Origin of the sequence: Streptomyces lancefieldiae, assembly GCF_031845825.1 — a bacterium.
Classification (GTDB): Bacteria; Actinomycetota; Actinomycetes; order Streptomycetales; family Streptomycetaceae; genus Streptomyces; species Streptomyces lancefieldiae.
This window is the reverse complement of sequence record NZ_JAVRFH010000004.1, coordinates 1-19,361: the sequence shown is the minus strand read 5'-3', so window position 1 is coordinate 19,361 and position 19,361 is coordinate 1. Positions and strand designations below refer to the sequence as shown.

Here is a 19,361-nt window from a genome sequence, read left to right as displayed (position 1 = left end):
GTCGGTACACGGGCGGGTTGTGACGGCGGTGCCAGTGGGAGGTGGCTGCGGTCGGCGGGCGTCTTGGGACGCTAAGTTACGCTGCTGTGCGGCACCCCGGCAGTGCTTTCGTGTGACGATCGTAGGCCCGTGTGGACGGCCCGAATGCCAGGACGGTGGTAGTGTGCGCGCCTCTTTGATCCAAATCGCCGTGGATGAGGGCGAAACGACCGAAGCGCGCCGCCTGCGAGCGGCGTCCCTGGTGCGGGAACAGGCGGGCGCCGATCTCGTCGTGCTGCCGGAGCTGTGGACCACGGGCGCGTTCGCCTTCGAGGCGTTCGGCGACGGGGCCGAGCCGCTGGAAGGCCCGACATACGAGGCGATGGCGAAGGCGGCGGGCGACGCGGGCGTGTGGCTGCACGCGGGATCGATCCCGGAACGGGCCGCTGACGGACAGCTCTACAACACCTCCCTCGTCTTCTCCCCCTCCGGCGATCTGGCCGCCGCCTACCGCAAGATCCACCGCTTCGGCTTCGACAAGGGCGAGGCCGTGCTGATGGGCGCCGGGCACGAACTGGTGACGGTCCGTCTGCCCGGGACGACCCTGGGTGTGGCGACCTGCTACGACCTCCGTTTCCCCGAACTCTTCCGCTCTCTCGTCGACGCCGGCGCCGAGACCCTCGTCGTCCCGGCGGGCTGGCCGGAGCGCCGCCGGTCCCACTGGACGCTCCTGGCACAGGCCCGTGCGGTGGAGAACCAGGCGTTCGTCCTCGCGTGTGGAACGGCCGGGACGCACGCCGGAGTTCCGCAGGCCGGTCACTCGATCGTGGTCGATCCCTGGGGGGAGGTGCTGGCGGAGGCCGGCGCGGACGAGGAGGTCCTCACGGTGGAGTTCGACCCGGCGAAGGTGGCACGGACCCGCGAGCAGTTCCCGGCCCTGAAGGACCGGGTGCTGGGGCTGGAGACACCGCGACGCTAGCCGGGGCGCTCATCCTTCCCCGCCTCGGCCTCACCGAGGGCGGGGCGGACCGCCTTCCGCTCGTCCTGGCCGGGATGGACGAGACCGCCCCCGGAGAAGGCCGAGAGTCATCCGTCCTGGGCGAGTTCCAGGACTTCCTCCGGCTCCGGGTCACCGTCCTCCGGTGCATGGTCCGCATGGTCAGCCCCGGTCCTGCGCCGAAGGTTCTCCACGTCCGTCAGGATGCCGACCAGGAGGTCGTGCAACTCGTCAAGCTGTTCCACAGGGACGATCGGGGTGTGCCCCCCGACCTCGGGGTCCAGGACGTGCAGATGGTCAAGGGCGTCCCTGGCCCCCAGTACGCCGAGGTGGAGGGCCTTGCGATGAGCGGCGGCACGCCGGCTGGGCGGAACCGATGGGTCCTGGCTCCGGGGGTCGGGTACGACGCCGTAATGGAACAGGGCGGTCACGGGGTCCGCCCCGGGGGCCGGGGCGCCGGGCGCGGCGTCGGTGGGCTCGTCCCCCTCAGCCGGCTCCGGCTCGCCGCCCACCGCGGTCGGCGGCGGCACGTGGGCCGACGCCGGGGAGGCGGGCGACGACGGCACCACGAGCGGTGTCGCCCGGCCCGGGTCCGAGGCCGCCACGACATCCCACTCGTACAGCGGCACGGGCACGCCCGCGGCGTCCCGGGCGATGCGGTCCTCGGCGGCGAGGTCCACCTTGAAGTAGACGTAGGGCCGCTCGTCGGATGTGGTCGTCCCCTTGCCGGTGAGGCTCTGCTTCGGCACGGAGTTCTGCGGCAGGTCGTCGCTGCGGAAGCTGTTGGCGGCCAGCGCGAGCGTCCACAGCCCGAGTTCGTTCGTCTGGCGGGAAAGTCCCTCGACGACCTTGTTGACGTCGGACCGGAAAGGCACCCCGCCCTTCTCCCGCTTTACGCCGAGGGAGGAGCCGACGTTCCTGGTCAGAAGCTTGTCGGCGATCAGTGCCACCCCGCCGGCCACGGCCAGGGTGCGGCGGGCGTCATAGTCGCCCTCCATCGCCGGTTCGATCAGCGTCGTGAAGTCGTCGGTGGGCACTGGTGTCCAGTCCCTGGCGACGTCGTTGGACAGCACACCGCCGTTGTTCCACGCGTTGCGGGCCTGCTTGGTCACGAGCTTCTTCTGCGCACGCCAGGGCAGGTCGATGATCGGGCCCAGCAACTCGCCGAACCCCTTCATGCTCATCCGCTTGCCGCCCTTGATGGCCTTGGCCTGGTCCTTGAGCAGCTCCAGGAGGTCCGGCTGGGTCATGGCGCTGACCAGGTAGACGGCGCGCCACAGCGCGGTGCCGGGCGGAGCCGGGTTGCCTCCGAAGACCTGCGGAAGGTCGGCCACGGGGATCCGGCCGACGGCGAGGCCGTACACCGCCTGGAGTTCGGCCGTGTTCCAGCGCGGATCGCCCTGCTGGATGATCCGCTTCAGGGCTCGGGTGATGACCTCCACGTTCTGGGCGGCTGCGTCCCACTGCTTGAACTCGACGTGCACGGAGGCCAGTACGGACCGGATGGCGTCGTCGAAGACGTCCTCGGCGGACAGCACCCGGCCGTCGTGGCTCTCGACGCCGATGGCGATCTGGGCCGGGACGACATAGGACTGGGCGATCTGGGCGGCTCGGAGTCCCGGTGCCGCGCCCTTCATCTCCTGGTCGAACTCCTCACGCAGCCCCTGCCGCCACCGCGCCCGGGCGGCTGCCAGCCGAGGCCCGAGACCGGGACCCGCGGCCGTCATCGCGGTGGCCCTGCCGAGCAGTGCGTCCGTCGCCAGTTCGGCGACCTCCGCGGGGTCGGCGCCGTGACCGGCCTGGACCGCCCAGGCGCTGGCGAGCCGGGTGATGCCGTCGCGGACGACGAGCACGTGGAGCGGCTCGGTGCCGTCCTCGAAGCCGATCCTCACGGGGTGGGTGATCAGGTTCCTGGTGACGGAACGCGTGAGGATGGAGGTGGCATAGCTGTTGAGCGAGAGGGTCGCGTAGATGGTCTGCCACACGTGGTTGCGCAGGTGAGCGAGGTTCTCGTAGCGGTACTCCACGAGCGCGGCGGGACGGCCCTCGTGCGTGATACCGAGTACGTGTGGGTCGGCCACCTCGGACACTTCCATGCCCGTACGCGGCTGAGGGCCCGGGAACAGCTCGCTCAGCAGGATCCGGGTGACGACGGAACGCAGGGTCGCGCCTTCGACGTTCTCGACCATCAGGAGACCCGAAGGGTCGTCCGCAGTCGGGTGAAGCTGAACCGCCAGTGGTTCGGGGCGAGGTGTGGCCCGCGCGATGGCCTCCCAGGACGGGTCCGGCAGCCAGGTGCTCGGGTTGGCCCGGCCCGCTTCCACGACTGTGGCGATCTGGCTGTCCGTGGGATCCGGGGGCAGCTGGGCCGAGATGTTGGTGACCCGGAGGGAGTCCTTCCCCCACTCGACGTCGAGGGAAAGGGCGGCGGGTGTGCCGGTGGTCATGGGTGTGAGCCTCCTGAGGTGGTCTGGAGCGAAACGCCTGAAGGGCGGCGAGTCGGTGAACTCGCCGCCCGGGCGGAGCGTTATGCGGTGATGTCGAGGGTGAGGTACTTGTCTGCCCAAGGCAGCTCCGACGGGAGCCAGGCGGGCCTGCAGTGAGGGTCCGGGTAGCACCAGTGCTGGTAAGCAGCGTAGGCAGCGAGTTTTGCGGGGGTCAGGAGCAGCTCGATCTCGGCCGGACTGGCGGAAAGGGCCTGCCGGACGGCAGAGTCCGGTGCAAGGGGTTCGAGGTCCGGACCCTCCGCGGTGAGGCGGTACCAGAGAACTCCGCGGCTGGTGTGGATGAGGGCGAGGCCGGAGGGCCGTCCGTCAAGGAGCGTGCACAGCCACTCGAGAATGTCCCGTTCGGCCTGCCGAGCGTGCCGCTTGGTCAGGCGGGAGACGTGCAGTCTGGGGGACTCGGCGAGCGACTCGGCCAGCCGTCTGCCGCACCGGTGGCCCAGGGCGCGTGCGGTCGCCGCACTGGTGGTCGCCATGCGAGCGTCATATTCACCCTTGACGAGTCTGCTGGGGTGTGGTAACAGCCCCTTTTTGGTGGTGTGCAGCCGATCGCCAAGCAGGGCTCGCCACTTGTGCAGATGTCCCTGGACCTCCGTGCGTCTCAGTTCCAGTGCGCTGATCGCGCGAACCGGCAATCGCCCCGAGGCGCCGATGACGAAGAGGGGGTCATCGTGTGGGGCGGGTATCTCTTCGGCGCTGCTCATGGGGGCTCCTGGACGGTGCGGTTGCCGTTGATGCCGAGGTGGCGACTGTCAGTCCTGAGACGGTCGCCCTCTGTTGGGATCAACGCTACGCACGCGCCATGGCCCACCGCACCACTTTTAGCCCAGGGGGTGCCTGCCAATTCAGGTACGCCGGATGCCGTAGGCGATCTAGGTCAAGTACCGCTGGGCAAGGGGGTAGTTGGTGAAGACCTGAGGCAATGGGTTCATCTTCAGCTTCTCCAGGTCGGCCAGCGCCGCCGCGACGGCGGCGACCTCGCCGAGGGCGCTGTCGCGCTGTATGACCCAGACGAACTCGTTCTCGGACGTCGGGAGCGTCCGCGGCAGAGTGGTGAGCCCGATGCGCTCGAACTCCTCGCCGATCTCCGCACACAACTCCGTGCTCAGTCGGGCACGTTCCGGCGCGGCGTGCTTTTTGATGAAGCGCATGGACAGCCGCTTGATGCCGTGGTCGACTTCGACGGCGTGCTTGATAATTGTGAAGTCCATAACTCAGTAGATTACTGAGTTAGTAGGCGAGTTGTATGGGAAACGGCTGAACCCACCTGACAGCAGGCGGGTTCAGCCGTCAGGCGCCGTAGCCGTCGCTGTACCCGTCCCGCGTGTGGTGGTGGGGCCGTTCCTCGACGACCGGGGTGGTCGGCGGCATCACGACGCGCCGGCGCCGGGCGATGCTGCTGAAGGTCGCGACACCGATCAGGCCGACGATCATGAAGATGACACCGACCAGGTCGAGGTTGACGCCCTGCATGTCCCAGTCGGTGGCGAACGTGAGGATGGCTCCCACGGCGATGAGGATGATGCACCCGCCGAGGCCCATGAGTGTTGCCTCCCTGTCAGAGCCGGTCGGTTCCGGGTTTCCGGCCGATCCGGTTCCGTGCGGGTACCCCGGGTGTCAACCCCCATGCTGCGGCGGGTCGTTCTAACCCCCCAGGAACGCCACCAGCGCGTTCGCCAGCAGGTGCGGGTCGTCGGCGCCGCACAACTCCCGGGCGCTGTGCATCGACAGGATGGCCGCGCCGATGTCGACGGTGCTGATGCCGTGCCGGGCCGCGGTGATGGGGCCGATGGTGGTGCCGCAGGGCATGGAGTTGTTGGAGACGAAGGTCTGGAAGGGGACGTTCGCCTTCTCGCAGGCGGCGGCGAACACCGCCCGCCCCGAACCGTCCGTGGCGTAGCGGTTGTTGACGTTGACCTTGAGGAGCGGTCCGCCGTTGACGCGCGGGTGGTGCGTCGGGTCGTGCCGCTCGGCGTAGTTGGGGTGGACGGCGTGGCCCGTGTCCGACGACAGGCACACCGTGCCGGCGAACGCCCTGGCCCGGTCCTCGTACGAGCCGCCGCGCGCGAACACCGAGCGTTCCAGCACGCTGCCGAGGAGCGGGCCGTCGGCGCCCGTGTCCGACTGGGAGCCGGTCTCCTCGTGGTCGAAGGCGGCCAGGACGGGGAGGTACGGAAGGTCCGCGCCGGAGGTCGCGACCGCGGCCAGGGCGGCCACGCCGGCGTGCACGGACAGGAGGTTGTCCATGCGCGGGCCGGCCACGAGTTCCTTGTCGCGGCCCAGGTACGCCGGGGGCTCCACGGAGTGGGTCATCAGGTCCCAGCCGGTGACCTCGCCGCGGCCGAGACCCGCCTCCTCCTCCAGGAAGGCGATCAGGTCGCCGTCGCGCACGGTGTCCGCCAGGCCCCAGACGGGCTGGAGGTGGCGCTGCTTGTCGAGCTTGAGGCCCTCCGCGGACACGTTGCGGTCCATGTGGATGGCGAGCTGCGGGACGCGGAGCAGCGGGCGGTCGACGTTCACCAGGCGGGTCGAGCCGTCGCGCAGCGAGAGGCGGCCGGCCAGGCCCAGGTCGCGGTCCAGCCAGGAGTTCATCAGCGGGCCGCCGTAGATCTCCACGGCGACCTGGCGCCAGCCGTGCGCCCCGGTGTCGGGGCGCGGCTTCACCCGCAGGTTGGGGGAGTCGGTGTGGGCGCCGACGATGCGGAAGGGGGTGTGCGGATCGGCGCCCTCGGGGACGTACCAGGCCACGATCGCGCCGCCGCGCAGCACGTACTTGCCGCCGCTCGTCCCCTCCCAGGCGTCCGTCTCCGAGACCTGCCGGAAGCCCGCCTTCTCCAGCCGCTCGGCGGCGTTCGCCACGGCGTGGTACGGCGTCGGGCTCGCCGCCAGGAAGGTCATCAGGTCGTCGGTGTGGCCGCGGTCGAAGCGGAGGGGTGCGCTCATGAGTTCACCTTAACGACGTGCGAGGGCCCGCTTCCCGTCTGCCGGGAGCGGGCCCTCGTGAGGGTGTGTGGGGAGTGTGGAGACCGGACTAGAACGCCGCCTCGTCCAGCTCCATCAGGTCCAGCTCGACGCCCTGGGCGACCTTGCGGGCCAGGGTGACGCCCGGCAGGACGTTGGCGGCGAAGAACTTCGCGGCGGCGATCTTGCCGGTGTAGAACGGCTTGTCCTTGGCGGACGCGGTCGGCAGCTTCTCGGCGGCGATCGCGGCGCCCTTGAGGAGCAGGTAGCCGACGATGACGTCGCCGGAGGCGAGCAGCAGGCGGGTGGTGTTCAGGCCCACCTTGTAGATGTTCTTGACGTCCTGCTCGGTGGCGGCGAGGTCGGTGAGCATGACGCCGACGATGGCCTCCAGCTCGACGGCGGCCTTGGCGAGGTGCTCGCGGGCGCCGGACAGCTCCTCGCCGCCGGTGCCGAGCGCCAGGAACTTCTTGATGTCCTCGGCGAGCGAGTTCAGCGCGGCGCCCTGGTTGCGTACGATCTTCCGGAAGAAGTAGTCCTGGCCCTGGATCGCCGTGGTGCCCTCGTACAGGGTGTCGATCTTGGCGTCGCGGATGTACTGCTCGATCGGGTACTCCTGGAGGAACCCGGAGCCGCCGAAGGTCTGGAGCGACTGGGCGAGCTGCTCGTAGGCCTTCTCCGAGCCGTAGCCCTTGACGATCGGCAGGAGGAGGTCGTTGAGGGCGTGCTCGGTGGCGGCGTCCTCGCCGTTCGCCTCCTTGACCTGGATCTCGTCCTGGACGGAGGCCGTGTACATCACCAGCGCGCGCATGCCCTCGGCGTACGCCTTCTGCGTCATCAGGGAGCGGCGCACGTCCGGATGGTGCGTGATGGTGACCTTGGGGGCCGTCTTGTCCATGAAGTTGGCCAGGTCGGGGCCCTGGACGCGCTCCTTGGCGTACTCCAGGGCGTTGAGGTAGCCCGTGGAGAGGGTGGAGATCGCCTTCGTGCCGACCATCATGCGGGCGAACTCGATGATGCGGAACATCTGGCGGATGCCGTCGTGCTTGTCGCCGATCAGCCAGCCCTTGGCGGGGTGGCGGTCGCCGAAGGTCATCTCGCAGGTGTTGGAGGCCTTCAGGCCCATCTTGTGCTCGACGTTGGTGGCGTAGACGCCGTTGCGCTCGCCCAGCTCGCCGGTCTCGAAGTCGAACTCGTACTTCGGGACGAGGAAGAGGGACAGGCCCTTGGTGCCGGGGCCGGCGCCCTCGGGGCGGGCGAGGACGTAGTGGAGGATGTTCTCCGACATGTCGTGCTCGCCGGACGTGATGAAGCGCTTGACGCCCTCGATGTGCCAGGAGCCGTCCTCCTGCTGGACCGCCTTGGTGCGGCCGGCGCCGACGTCCGAGCCGGCGTCCGGCTCGGTGAGGACCATGGTGGAGCCCCACTGCTTCTCGACGGCGATCTTCGCGATGTGCTTCTGGACCTCGTTGCCCTCCTCGAAGAGGATGCCGGCGAACGCCGGGCCCGAGGAGTACATCCACACGGCCGGGTTGGCGCCGAGGATCAGCTCCGCGTAGGCCCAGATCAGGGAGCGGGGCGAGGTGGTGCCGCCGATCTCCTCGGGCAGGCCGAGGCGCCAGTACTCGGAGTCCATGAAGGCCTGGTAGCTCTTCTTGAAGGACGCGGGGACCGGTGCGGTGCTGGTCTCCGGGTCGAAGACCGGCGGGTTGCGGTCGGCGTCGGTGAAGGACTCGGCCAGCTCGTTCTCGGAGAGGCGGGTCAGCTCTTCCAGGACGCTCTTGGCGGTGTCGGTGTCCATCTCCGCGAACGGGCCCGTGCCGTACACCTTGTCACGGCCGAGCACCTCGAAGAGGTTGAACTCGATGTCCCGGAGATTCGGCTTGTAGTGCCCCATGGCGACGGCTCCGTAGAGAGAGATCGGCGAGGCACTGACTCCTCGCGCTAGTTCACGTACCAACAAGTAGCTACGATGATGCTACCCGTCGGTAATAAGAAGCAACCCCGATCGGGACATCTGTGACCCACCCCTCGTGAGGGGTCAGTAGTCTTTGCGGCATGTACGGCTACGACCAGAACGTAGGGGCACAGCAGGGCTACGTCCCGCCGCAGCAGCAGATGCAGGGCGGCTACGGGCAGCAGCAGCCGCCGCTGTACCCCGAGCCGTCCCCGCCCTCGCTCGCGGACGCGGTGCGCGCCTTCACCTCCGGGCAGATGTCCGCCGAGGACTTCCAGCAGATCTTCGCGACCTCGAAGGTCTACTGCCCCCGTGGCGACAACCCCGGCTTCCTCGCCCTGCACAACACCCAGCAGCCGGTGATCCCGATGTTCACCTCCCTCAAGGAACTGCGCCGGTACGCGGGCAAGGAGTCCAAGTACTTCGTGATCACCGGCGCGGAGGTGATCGACCTCCTGCCGACCGGCTACGGCTTCGTGCTGGACATGGAAGGTGATCACCGAATGGTGTTCGACGCGAAGGCTGTCGAACAGATGGTCGATTTCGCGATGCGTCGCATGTACGGCTAGGCGTACGGCCAGACGTCGTCGCTTCACGGGTGGCCGACCGGTTGTCGTCGCCTCGGGTCCGGAGGGAATGCCCTCCGGACCCTTTTCGTTTGAGGTGGCAAGAAGTTCAACGCTCAACTAAAGTGGGCGTACCCGAGGAGGTACCGACATGCCTGCAGTGACCGTCGAGAACCCGTTGACGCTGCCCCGCGTATCCGCACCCGCCGACGCCGTCGCACGTCCCGTGCTCACCGTCACGACCGCACCCAGCGGTTTCGAGGGCGAGGGCTTCCCGGTTCGCCGCGCGTTCGCCGGGATCAACTACCGCTACCTCGACCCGTTCATCATGATGGACCAGATGGGCGAGGTGGAGTACCAGCCAGGGGAGCCGAAGGGGACGCCCTGGCACCCGCACCGCGGCTTCGAGACCGTCACGTACATCATCGACGGGATCTTCGACCACCAGGACTCCAACGGGGGTGGCGGCACGATCACCAACGGCGACACCCAGTGGATGACGGCGGGCTCCGGTCTGCTGCACATCGAGGCGCCGCCGGAGCAGCTGGTCATGTCCGGCGGCCTCTTCCACGGGCTCCAGCTGTGGGTGAACCTCCCGGCCAAGGACAAGATGATGGCCCCGCGCTACCAGGACATCCGCAGCCGCTCCGTCCAGCTGCTCACCTCCCCCGACGGCGGCGCGCTGCTGCGCGTCATCGCCGGTGAGCTGGACGGCCACGAGGGTCCCGGCATCACGCACACGCCGATCACGATGGTCCACGCGACGCTCGCGCCGGGCGCGGAGGTCACCCTGCCCTGGCGCGAGGATTTCAACGGCCTGGCGTACGTGCTGGCGGGCAAGGGCTCGGTCGGTGCCGAGCGCCGTCCGGTCCACCTGGGCCAGACGGCGGTCTTCGGCGCCGGTGGCTCGCTGACCGTGCGCGCGGACGAGAAGCAGGACTCGCACACCCCCGACCTGGAGGTCGTCCTGCTCGGCGGGCAGCCCATCCGCGAGCCGATGGCCCACTACGGCCCGTTCGTGATGAACACCCGCGACGAGCTCCAGCAGGCCTTCGAGGACTTCCAGAAGGGCCGGCTCGGCACCGTCCCTGCGGTGCACGGCATGTCGTCGGCGGGGCCGGACGCCTGAGGGCGGTGCCGCCTGACGCCGCGTCACGCTGACGCCGTGTCACCCGGGTGGGCTGTGCGCGCAGGACAGCCCGCCCGGGGCGTGATCGGCTGGGACCGTGCAGCTGCTTCCCGGCCCGGTCCGCCGTTTCGCCGCCTGGTGTGCCGTCATCCTGCTCGCCAGCGGGGTCGTCTATGTCGCGATCCGGCTCTGCGTCGAGTTCCGCACCGCGGTCACGCCGGCGCTGCTCGCGCTGCTCGGCACCGCCCTGCTCAGGCCGCTGTTCCGGCGGCTGGTGCGGGCCCGTGTGCAGCGGTCGCTGGCCGCCGGGCTCACCTGTGTCGCCGTCGTGGCCGTGGTGGGCGGGGCCGTGTACATCGTGGTCGCCGCGCTCATCGACACCGGCGACCAGATCATCGCCTCGCTCCGGGACGCGGCACAGGGGGTCGCCGACCACTTCGGGGCGGCCGGTACCTCGCTGGACGACGTCGCCTCGAACGCGCGCGAGCTGCTCGGCAAGTTCGGCGGGACGGCCGCCTCCGGGGTGATCGCCGGGGTGAGTGTGGTCGGCGAGATGCTGGCCATGGCCGTGCTCGCCCTGCTGCTCGTCTTCTTCTTCCTGCGCGACTCCGACCGGGCCGTCGGCACGGTGCGCGCGATCGCCCCGCCCGGCGGCGCCGACATGGTGGAGGCGATGGCCCGGCGGGCCTTCAAGGCCGTCGAGGGCTTCATGCGGGGCACCACCCTCATCGCCCTCATCGACGCGGTCTGCATCACCGTCGGTCTGCTCGTCCTGCGCGTCCCCGGCGCGGTCGGGCTCGGCGCGCTGGTCTTCGTCGGCGCGTACATCCCCTACCTCGGCGCCTTCATCTCCGGAGCCGTCGCGGTGCTGGTCGCGCTCGCCGACCGCGGGTTCGTCATCGCGCTGTGGGCCCTCGGGGTCGTCCTGGCCGTGCAGGTGCTGGAGGGGCACGTGCTCCAGCCGATGGTCCAGAGCCGGACCGTGCAGATGCATCCGGCGGTCGTGCTGCTGGCGCTCACCGCGGGGGCTTCGGTGGCGGGCATCCTGGGGATGCTGCTCGCCGTTCCGCTCACCGCCGCCGCGTTCGGGATCGTGCACGAGCTCCAGGGGCGCTACGCGGCCGGTGAGCCGTCCACCGGGCCGCCCGGACGGCCGCCGTCCGCGGGGCCGTCCCCGGGATCCGGGTACTCGTAGAGTTCGTACCAGATGCTCTTGCCCTCACCACGCGGGGCGACGCCCCACGCGTCCGCCAGCAGCTCGATCAGCATCAGGCCGCGACCGGAGGACGCCATCTCCCCCGGTCGGCGCCGGTGCGGAAGGTCGTCGCCGTTGTCGGTGACCTCCACCCGGATCCGTCGCTCGCCCGGCTCCCCGCTGACCTCGGCGACCAGCAGGGCATCGGTGTCCGTGTGCACCAGGACGTTCGTCAGCATCTCGGAGAGCAGGAGCACCGCCGCGTCCTGCTGTTCCTCGCTGGGCCAGTCGTGCAGCAGGTCACGCAGATGCCTGCGGGCGGCTGCGATCCGCGCGGGCTCGCACTGCGCGACCGTCAGCATCGTGCGGCGCACCGGGGGCTGGGCCACCGTGCTCTCGCCGCAGCCGCACTCCTCGCTCTGCCGGCACAGCAGCAACAGCGCGATGTCGTCCTCCCGCCGGTCGGCCAGCGGGCCGACGGTGTAGTGCGAGGAGGGCCCGTGCACGGCCTGGACCAGCGCGTCGGCCAGCTCCTCCAGGCCGCCCGCGTGCTCCTCCAGGACCACGCGGAGGCGGTGCCAGCCGGTCTGCAGGTCGTGGCCGCCGGTCTCGACCAGACCGTCCGTGCACAGCATCAGGGTGTCCCCGCGCTCCAGCGCGAACCGCGTGGTCGGGTAGTCGGTGTCCGGGTCGATGCCGAGGGGCAGTCCGCCCGCCGTGGCGAGGATCAGCGCGGTCCCGTCCGCCATGCGCACGACCGGGTCCAGATGTCCGGCGCGGGCGCTCTCCACGGTGCCGGTCGTTGGATCGACCTCGGCGTAGTAGCAGGTCGCGAAGCGAAGGTCACCGGGGTCGTCGTCGGACTGGCTGAGGCTGTGGAAGAAGTGGGAGGCGCGGGCGAGCACCGCGTCGGGGCGGTGGCCCTCCGCCGCGTACGCGCGCAAGGCGATGCGCAGCTGGCCCATCAGCCCGGCCGCCCGTACGTCGTGACCCTGGACGTCGCCGATGACCAGGGCGAAGCGGCCCCCGGGCAGCGGGATCATGTCGTACCAGTCGCCGCCCACCTGGAGGCCGCCGCCGGTGGGTACGTAGCGGGCGGCGATGCCCATGCCGGGTATCTCCGGGCCGAGCACGGGCAGCATGGAGCGCTGGAGCCCGTCGGTCAGCTCCCGTTGGGTCTCGGCGGCGCCCGCCCGGGACAGGGCCTGGGCCAGCATCCGCGCCACCGTGGTCAGCACGGACCGCTCGTCCGGGGTGAAGGCGACCGGGTGGGTGAAGGCCGCGAGCCACGTGCCCATGGTGCGACCCCCGGCGATCAGCGGCAGGAAGGCCCAGGAACGGCGATGGAAGCGTTCGGCGAGCGGCCAGGTCGTGGGAAAGCGGGACCGGTACTCCTCGGGGGAGGAGAGGTAGACGGCACGGCCCGTGCGGATCACCTCGGCGGCCGGATAGTCGGCGTCCAGGGGCATGTCCACGAACGGGTTCGCCTCGTTCTGCGGCTGCCCGCGATGGCCGACGACCGTCAGGCGGTCGCCCGAGACCCCGAACACCGCGAGTGCGTCCGGGGAGAACCCCGGCATCGACAGCCCCGCCGCGACCCGCATCACCTCCTCGGTGGACCGCGCCTCGGCCAGTGCCCGGCCCGCGTCCAGCAGGAACGCCTCCCGCGAGCGGCGCCAGTCGCCGGTGACCGTGCTGCGCCCGGCCGGCGTACCGGGCGACGGGTCGGTGACCTCCTGGAGGGTGCCGACCAGCTCGTACGTCTTGTGCACGGGGTCGAACGACGGCTTGGAACGGCTGCGCACGACCCGGACGATGTGACCCCGCTCGTCCATGACCCGGATCCGCACCTCGGCGAGCGTGCCCTCGGCGGCGGCGAGCCGGACCACCCCGGCGATCTCGTTCCAGTCCACCGGATGCAGCCGGGACCGGACCTGCGCCTCGGTGAGGTTCGCCTCCCGTGCGGGCAGCCCGAGCAGGCGGGCGGCCTCCGCATCGACCGCGACCTCTCCGGTGGCGGTGTCCCAGTGCCACAAGCCGGTCGCGAGAGCGGCAAGGATGTCCCCCACCTCCGGCAGGGGCTCATCGGTGCGCATTTCTCCACTGTAGGAAGAGGTGATCGCACGCTGCCACCGCTCGCCCTCGCGCCGCCCGCCCGTCAATGGGGAGGATGCAGCTGTGGGTGCCCGGTACGCTGGGGTTGTTTCACGTGAAACGCGAAACGCCATCCCCGATCCGCGAAGGCTGGATGAACGACGATGCATCGGTACAGGTCCCACACCTGCGGCGAGCTCCGCTCCTCTGACGTCGGCACCGACGTCCGGCTGAGTGGCTGGCTGCACAATCGGCGCGACCTGGGCGGCATCCTCTTCATCGATCTGCGCGATCACTACGGCATCACGCAGCTCGTCGCCCGTCCGGGCACCGAGGCCTACGAGGCGCTGGACAAGCTGACCAAGGAGTCGACGGTCCGTGTCGACGGCCGGGTCGTCTCCCGGGGCGCCGAGAACATCAACCCCGACCTGCCCACCGGTGAGGTCGAGGTCGAGGTGGGCGAGGTCGAGCTGCTCGGCGCCGCCCAGCCGCTGCCCTTCACCATCAACACCGAGGACGGGGTCAACGAGGAGCGGCGCCTGGAGTACCGCTTCCTGGACCTGCGCCGCGAGCGCATGCACCGCAACATCATGCTGCGCACGGCGGTCATCTCCTCGATCCGCAGCAAGATGGTGGCCCTCGGCTTCAACGAGATGGCGACGCCCATCCTCACGGCCACCTCCCCGGAGGGCGCCCGCGACTTCGTCGTGCCCTCCCGCCTGCACGCGGGCCGGTTCTACGCCCTCCCGCAGGCGCCGCAGCAGTTCAAGCAGCTGCTGATGATCTCCGGCTTCGACCGGTACTTCCAGATCGCGCCCTGTTTCCGCGACGAGGACGCCCGCGCCGACCGCTCGCCGGGCGAGTTCTACCAGCTCGACGTCGAGATGAGCTTCGTCGAGCAGGAGGACGTCTTCCGCCCGATCGAGCAGCTGATGACCGAGCTGTTCGAGGAGTTCGGCAACGGCCGCCACGTGACCTCGCCCTTCCCGCGCATCCCGTTCCGCGAGGCGATGCTGAAGTACGGCTCCGACAAGCCGGACCTGCGGGCCAAGCTGGAGCTCGTCGACATCACCGACATCTTCGAGGGCTCGGAGTTCAAGGCCTTCGCCGGCAAGCACGTGCGCGCGCTGCCCGTCCCGGACGTCTCGTCCCAGCCCCGGAAGTTCTTCGACCAGCTCGGTGACTACGCCGTCTCGCAGGGCGCCAAGGGCCTGGCCTGGGTCCGCGTCGGTGAGGACGGCTCGCTGACCGGGCCGATCGCGAAGTTCCTCACCGAGGAGAACGTCGCGGAGCTGACCAAGCGCCTCTCGCTGGCCCCCGGCCACGCGGTCTTCTTCGGCGCGGGTGAGTTCGACGAGGTCTCGAAGATCATGGGCGCGGTGCGGGTCGAGGCCGCCCGGCGCGCCGGGCACTTCGAGGAGAACGTCTTCCGGTTCTGCTGGATCGTCGACTTCCCGATGTATGAGAAGGACGAGGACACGGGGAAGATCGACTTCTCCCACAACCCCTTCTCGATGCCGCAGGGCGGCATGGAGGCCCTGGAGAACCAGGACCCGCTGGACATCCTGGCCTGGCAGTACGACATCGTCTGCAACGGTGTGGAGCTGTCCTCCGGCGCGATCCGGAACCACGAGCCGGACATCATGCTCAAGGCCTTCGAGATCGCCGGCTACGACGCCGAGACCGTCGAGCGCGAGTTCGCCGGCATGCTGCGCGCCTTCCGTTTCGGCGCCCCGCCGCACGGCGGCATCGCCCCCGGCGTCGACCGCATCGTGATGCTGCTGGCCGACGAGCCCAACATCCGCGAGACGATCGCCTTCCCGCTCAACGGCAACGCGCAGGACCTGATGATGGGCGCGCCGACCGAGCTGGACGAGACCCGGCTGAGGGAACTGCACCTGACGGTGCGCAAGCCGCAGCCGGAGTAAGCGTCCGCACGCGAGGGGCCCGGGAACCGATGTGATCGGTTTCCGGGCCCCTTTGTCGTGGTCGGCGGTCCGATGGTTCTCGGTTCACGGAGCTTCTTCCGAGAGTTCCGCCGGACCCGTGCCCGGGGCGAACAGATCCTCCGCCCGCTCCACCGTCCCGGCGCGGTCGAGCCAGTCGTTGAGGAGGGCGAGGTCGGTGCACGTGGTGATGCGCTCGCGTACGGCGTCGGTGATCACGAAGCCTCGCACCTCCAGCACCCGCAGCACGCCCTTGGCCTCACCGCGGGCCTCGCCTTCGGCCTTGCCTTCGGCCTTTCCCTCGAGATACTTCTCCTCGAACAGCGTCCGGTGCCGCGGGGAGTGGGTGACGACGTCCTGCATCAGCTTTCTCCAGTTCTCCCTGGTCGGAGTGGATTCCAGACCGATTTCCACCATCTCGAACCAGTACTTCGTGATGTCCGGTTCGAAGGACAACAGCCCGCGGGCAATGACTTCCAGTATGTCGGGTGCGCGGCGGTTCTCGCTGTGGACGATTGCGGAGAGCACCGCCAGGGCGGGGCGCCGGGCCACGGTCGCCTCGTCGGTCACCGCGGGGACGGTCTGGGGTCCCAGGACGATCGGCCGGGTGGTCTGGGTCGGCCAGGAGGCCACGGCGCATTCGAAGGGGCCCACGGCCCACTTTGCCGTGGCACGGTCCCGGCACACCGCCACCAGGACGACCGGCAGGTCGTGCTTCGCACACAGGTACGCGACGTAGTACGCCCAGCTTCTTGCTTTGTCGGGGTCTTTCTTGGTCTGTGACTCGACGGCCAGCAGGAAGTTCTCCCCCATGTCGGGTGCGTACCTGAACACCGAGTCCACGCGGCGTTCCATGGGCCGGATCTCGGTGGCGTCGGGGGAGAGCTCGTCGAAGTCCTGTTTCGAGGGTGGCGGAAGCCCCAGTGCCTCGAAGACGGGTGCGAGGGCCTCCGGATGCTCCTGGAACAGCCGGTGGGAGGCCTCGTGTGTCGATGTGACCATGAGGAGTAATCAAGCGGACTCACGGCATGACCGGCTGGCATATGCCGAGGTGTTCACCCGTTCCAGTGAGGGAGAAACGCTTGCTCCGGCCCGTGTCCTGGTCAGCGCGCCACGAACTGGGTCAGGATCGCCTGGACCTCGTAGATGTCGACGCCCTTGGTGAAGGTCTTCTGGATCGGGGCCGCGCTGCCGGAGAGCCAGATCTTCAGCTCGGCGTCGAGGTCGAAGGTGCCGGCCGTCTCCACCGCGAAGTGGGTGATGCTGCGGTACGGGATCGAGTGGTACTCGGTCTTCTTGCCGGTGATGCCCTGCTTGTCGACCAGGATCAGGCGCCGGTCGGTGAACAGGATGGTGTCGCGGATCAGCAGGTACGCGGCGTGGACCTGCTCGCCGTGACCGAGCAGACGCGCGTACTCCTGCTGCGCCTGGGCCGGGTCGATGCTGTGCGCGTTGCCGAACAGTGCCATGGTTGAACCCCCCACGTGAGCTACGGCGACCGTACGGCCGCACGAATCCGATCTTCGCAAAAGCAGGGGCCCGGGAGAAGGTCTCGCCTTCCCCGGGCCCCTGCTGTAGCCGGCGTGTTACGCGGTCGGCTTCTCCTCGAGACGCGGGAAGAGCACCGCGCCCTTGGTGACCGTCGCACCGGCGGGCAGCCGGCCCCAGTCGGCCGCGTCCTGGACCCGCTGCTCGGCGAGCGCGCCGAGGGAGGCCTCGGCACCGAGGGAGTCCCAGAGCTTCTGGGAGGTGTCCGGCATGACCGGGTTCAGCAGGACCGCCACGGCGCGGAGGGACTCCGCGGCCGTGTAGAGGATCGTCGCCAGGCGGGCCTTGCCCTCCGGCGAATCGTCCTTGGCGACCTTCCAGGGTTCCTGCTCGGTGATGTAGCCGTTGACCTGCTTCACGAAGTCGAACACCGCCAGGATGCCGCCCTGGAAGTCCAGCTCCTCGCCGATCTTCCGGTCGGCCTCCGCGACGGCCTTGGCCAGACCGTCGTGGATCGCCTTCTCGGCGTCCCCGTCGGCCGTCGAGGCCGGCAGCGCGCCGCCGAAGTACTTGCCGACCATGGCGGCGACGCGGGAGGCGAGATTGCCGTAGTCGTTGGCGAGCTCGCTGGTGTAGCGGGCGGAGAAGTCCTCCCAGGAGAAGGAGCCGTCCTGGCCGAAGGCGATGGCCCGCAGGAAGTACCAGCGGTACGCGTCCACACCGAAGTGCGAGGTCAGGTCCTGCGGCTTGATGCCGGTCAGGTTGGACTTGCTCATCTTCTCGCCGCCGACCATCAGCCAGCCGTTCGCGGCGACCTTTCCGGGCAGCGGGAGACCCTGCGCCATCAGCATCGCCGGCCAGATGATCGCGTGGAAGCGGAGGATGTCCTTGCCGACCAGGTGGACGTCGGCGGGGAAGGTGTCCTCGAACTTCTCCGGGTTCTCGTTGTAGCCGACCGCCGTCGCGTAGTTCAGCAGGGCGTCGACCCACACGTAGATGACGTGCTTCTCGTCCCACGGGATCGGGATGCCCCAGTCGAACGTCGAGCGGGAGATGGAGAGGTCCTGCAGGCCCTGGCGGACGAAGTTCACGACCTCGTTGCGCGCGGACTCGGGCTGGATGAAGCCCGGGTTGGCCTCGTAGTGGGCGAGCAGCTTCTCGCTGTACGCGCTCAGCTTGAAGAAGTAGTTCTCCTCACTGAGGATCTCGACCGGCTTCTTGTGGATCGGGCACAGCTTCTGACCCGCGTACTCGCCCTCGCCGTCGAGCAGCTCGCCGGGGAGCTTGTACTCCTCGCAGCCCACGCAGTACGGGCCCTCGTAGCCGCCCTTGTAGATCTCGCCCTTGTCGTACAGGTCCTGCACGAACTCCTGGACGCGGTCGGTGTGCCGCTTCTGCGTGGTGCGGATGAAGTCGTCGTTCGCGATCTCCAGGTGCTCCCACAGGGGCTTCCAGGCCTCGGTGACGAGCTTGTCGGCCCAGGCCTGGGGGGTGACCCCGTTGGCCTCGGCCGTGCGCATGATCTTCTGACCGTGCTCGTCCGTGCCGGTGAGGTACCACACCTTCTCGCCGCGCTGGCGGTGCCAGCGGGTGAGCACGTCGCCTGCGACGGTCGTATAGGCGTGGCCCAGGTGAGGAGCGTCGTTGACGTAGTAGATGGGGGTGCTGACGTAGAACGCCTTGCCACCCTGCTTCTCGGTTCCAGTGGCCGCCATGGTCGAAATCCTACTGGCCCGACGGAGATCGGCTCACACGCGTTTCGGGGGGCGGACAGGGGTGAAGCTCCCTGTCCGCCCCCCGGCGGGTGGATCCGATGCGTTGCGCTCTTTGTCCTGCGGGTGTCCTGCGGGTGTCCTGTGGTGCCCTGAGGGTCCGCTACGGGCGCCAGGTGGCCAGTACGCCCTCGTAGAGCTCCTTGTCGGTGAGCTCCCTGGGGGTCTCGCCGGCGAGGAAGTGGGACGCGTTGTCCGCCTTGAGCTTGCGGAGGTAGTCGAAGGCCTTGTTCTCCGGGTCGCCGAAGGCGACGAAGGCGAAGTGGACGTTCGGGTGGTTCGCCGCCGCGTCGGTGAGGGACTGGGTGGCGGGGGTCTTGGCGTCCGGGGCGCCGTCGGTCTGGAAGACCACCAGGGCGGGGGTGCCCGGTCCGGCGACCTCCTCGTGGCGGGCGAGGACTGTCTCGACGGCGGCGTGGTAGCTGGTACGGCCCATGCGGCCGAGCGTGCTGTGCAGCTCGTCGATCTTGTTCTCGTGGTCGGTGAGGGTGAGCTCGCCGGTGCCGTCCACTTCCGTGGAGAAGAACGTGACGTGGACCTTGGCCTCCGGGTCGAGGTGCGCGGCGAGGGCGAGGGTCTGCTCGGCGAGGGCCTGGGCGGAGCCGTCCTTGTAGTACGGGCGCATGGAGGCGGAGCGGTCGAGGACGAGGTGGACCTTGGCGCGGGTGCCGGTGAGGTGGTGCTTCTTGAGGGCGGTGGCGGCGGCCTTGTAGGCGGTGGTGAGGCCGGGGGCGCGACTGCGGATTCGCGCCGCGGGGGTGGCGGGTTTGGGG

16 protein-coding genes are annotated in these 19,361 nt (G+C 69.4%); 5 read left to right on the top strand and 11 right to left on the bottom strand.

Annotation, left to right across the window (positions count from 1 at the left end):
* Positions 1-163 precede the first annotated feature (163 nt).
* Positions 164-958: a carbon-nitrogen family hydrolase gene (locus RM812_RS05140; RefSeq protein ID WP_311571188.1), complete on the top strand. Its 795-nt coding sequence runs from the start codon at positions 164-166 to the stop codon at positions 956-958.
* 107 nt (positions 959-1,065) lie between these two features.
* Here the strand turns inward: RM812_RS05140 and RM812_RS05135 are convergent, their stop codons facing one another.
* The 6 genes from RM812_RS05135 to RM812_RS05110 form a co-directional block, all read right to left on the bottom strand.
* The gene (locus RM812_RS05135; RefSeq protein WP_311571187.1) at positions 1,066-3,423 is read right to left on the bottom strand and encodes a hypothetical protein; all 2,358 of its coding nucleotides are present in this window, start codon (positions 3,421-3,423) and stop codon (positions 1,066-1,068) included.
* An 80-nt stretch (positions 3,424-3,503) separates the two neighbouring features.
* Complete coding sequence (locus RM812_RS05130) at positions 3,504-3,956, bottom strand: hypothetical protein (protein ID WP_311571186.1); 453 nt, start codon at positions 3,954-3,956, stop codon at positions 3,504-3,506.
* A 396-nt stretch (positions 3,957-4,352) separates the two neighbouring features.
* The gene (locus RM812_RS05125; RefSeq protein WP_311571185.1) at positions 4,353-4,691 is read right to left on the bottom strand and encodes a hypothetical protein; all 339 of its coding nucleotides are present in this window, start codon (positions 4,689-4,691) and stop codon (positions 4,353-4,355) included.
* 79 nt (positions 4,692-4,770) lie between these two features.
* Entirely contained in the window at positions 4,771-5,022 is a 252-nt protein-coding gene (locus tag RM812_RS05120; protein ID WP_217140427.1) for a DUF6458 family protein, read from the bottom strand.
* Between the two features lie 102 nt (positions 5,023-5,124).
* Positions 5,125-6,423: a M18 family aminopeptidase gene (locus tag RM812_RS05115; RefSeq protein ID WP_311571184.1), complete on the bottom strand. Its 1,299-nt coding sequence runs from the start codon at positions 6,421-6,423 to the stop codon at positions 5,125-5,127.
* Positions 6,424-6,511: 88 nt separating this feature from the next.
* On the bottom strand, positions 6,512-8,338 hold the full coding sequence (locus RM812_RS05110) for an acyl-CoA dehydrogenase (RefSeq protein WP_311571183.1): 1,827 nt from the start codon (positions 8,336-8,338) through the stop codon (positions 6,512-6,514).
* 161 nt (positions 8,339-8,499) lie between these two features.
* On the opposite strand from RM812_RS05110, the gene RM812_RS05105 reads away from it, so the two are divergent.
* From RM812_RS05105 to RM812_RS05095, 3 genes are all read left to right on the top strand, one after another.
* Positions 8,500-8,967: an SseB family protein gene (locus RM812_RS05105; RefSeq protein WP_217140430.1), complete on the top strand. Its 468-nt coding sequence runs from the start codon at positions 8,500-8,502 to the stop codon at positions 8,965-8,967.
* Positions 8,968-9,115: 148 nt separating this feature from the next.
* On the top strand, positions 9,116-10,093 hold the full coding sequence (locus tag RM812_RS05100; protein ID WP_311571182.1) for a pirin family protein: 978 nt from the start codon (positions 9,116-9,118) through the stop codon (positions 10,091-10,093).
* Positions 10,094-10,190: 97 nt separating this feature from the next.
* Positions 10,191-11,288 (top strand): AI-2E family transporter, encoded by a 1,098-nt coding sequence (locus tag RM812_RS05095; protein ID WP_311571181.1) that lies wholly within the window; start codon positions 10,191-10,193, stop codon positions 11,286-11,288.
* On the opposite strand, the gene RM812_RS05090 is transcribed toward RM812_RS05095, so the two are convergent.
* Positions 11,207-13,384, bottom strand: a complete 2,178-nt coding sequence (locus tag RM812_RS05090; protein WP_311571180.1) for a SpoIIE family protein phosphatase — start codon at positions 13,382-13,384, stop codon at positions 11,207-11,209. The two genes, RM812_RS05095 and RM812_RS05090, sit on opposite strands and share 82 nt — an antisense overlap.
* A 162-nt stretch (positions 13,385-13,546) precedes the next feature.
* Here RM812_RS05090 and aspS point away from each other — a divergent pair, with 162 nt between their 5' ends.
* On the top strand, positions 13,547-15,310 hold the full coding sequence (aspS, locus tag RM812_RS05085) for an aspartate--tRNA ligase (RefSeq protein ID WP_311571179.1): 1,764 nt from the start codon (positions 13,547-13,549) through the stop codon (positions 15,308-15,310).
* 84 nt (positions 15,311-15,394) lie between these two features.
* Here aspS and RM812_RS05080 read toward each other — a convergent pair whose 3' ends face one another.
* The 4 genes from RM812_RS05080 to RM812_RS05065 form a co-directional block, all read right to left on the bottom strand.
* Entirely contained in the window at positions 15,395-16,330 is a 936-nt protein-coding gene (locus tag RM812_RS05080; RefSeq protein WP_311571178.1) for a hypothetical protein, read from the bottom strand.
* A 101-nt stretch (positions 16,331-16,431) separates the two neighbouring features.
* Entirely contained in the window at positions 16,432-16,797 is a 366-nt protein-coding gene (locus RM812_RS05075) for a PH domain-containing protein (RefSeq protein WP_217140449.1), read from the bottom strand.
* A 117-nt stretch (positions 16,798-16,914) separates the two neighbouring features.
* The gene (metG, locus tag RM812_RS05070) at positions 16,915-18,531 is read right to left on the bottom strand and encodes a methionine--tRNA ligase (RefSeq protein ID WP_311571177.1); all 1,617 of its coding nucleotides are present in this window, start codon (positions 18,529-18,531) and stop codon (positions 16,915-16,917) included.
* A gap of 160 nt (positions 18,532-18,691) precedes the next feature.
* Positions 18,692-19,361: VWA domain-containing protein (locus RM812_RS05065; protein WP_311571176.1), on the bottom strand; the 670-nt coding region annotated here is incomplete at its 5' end.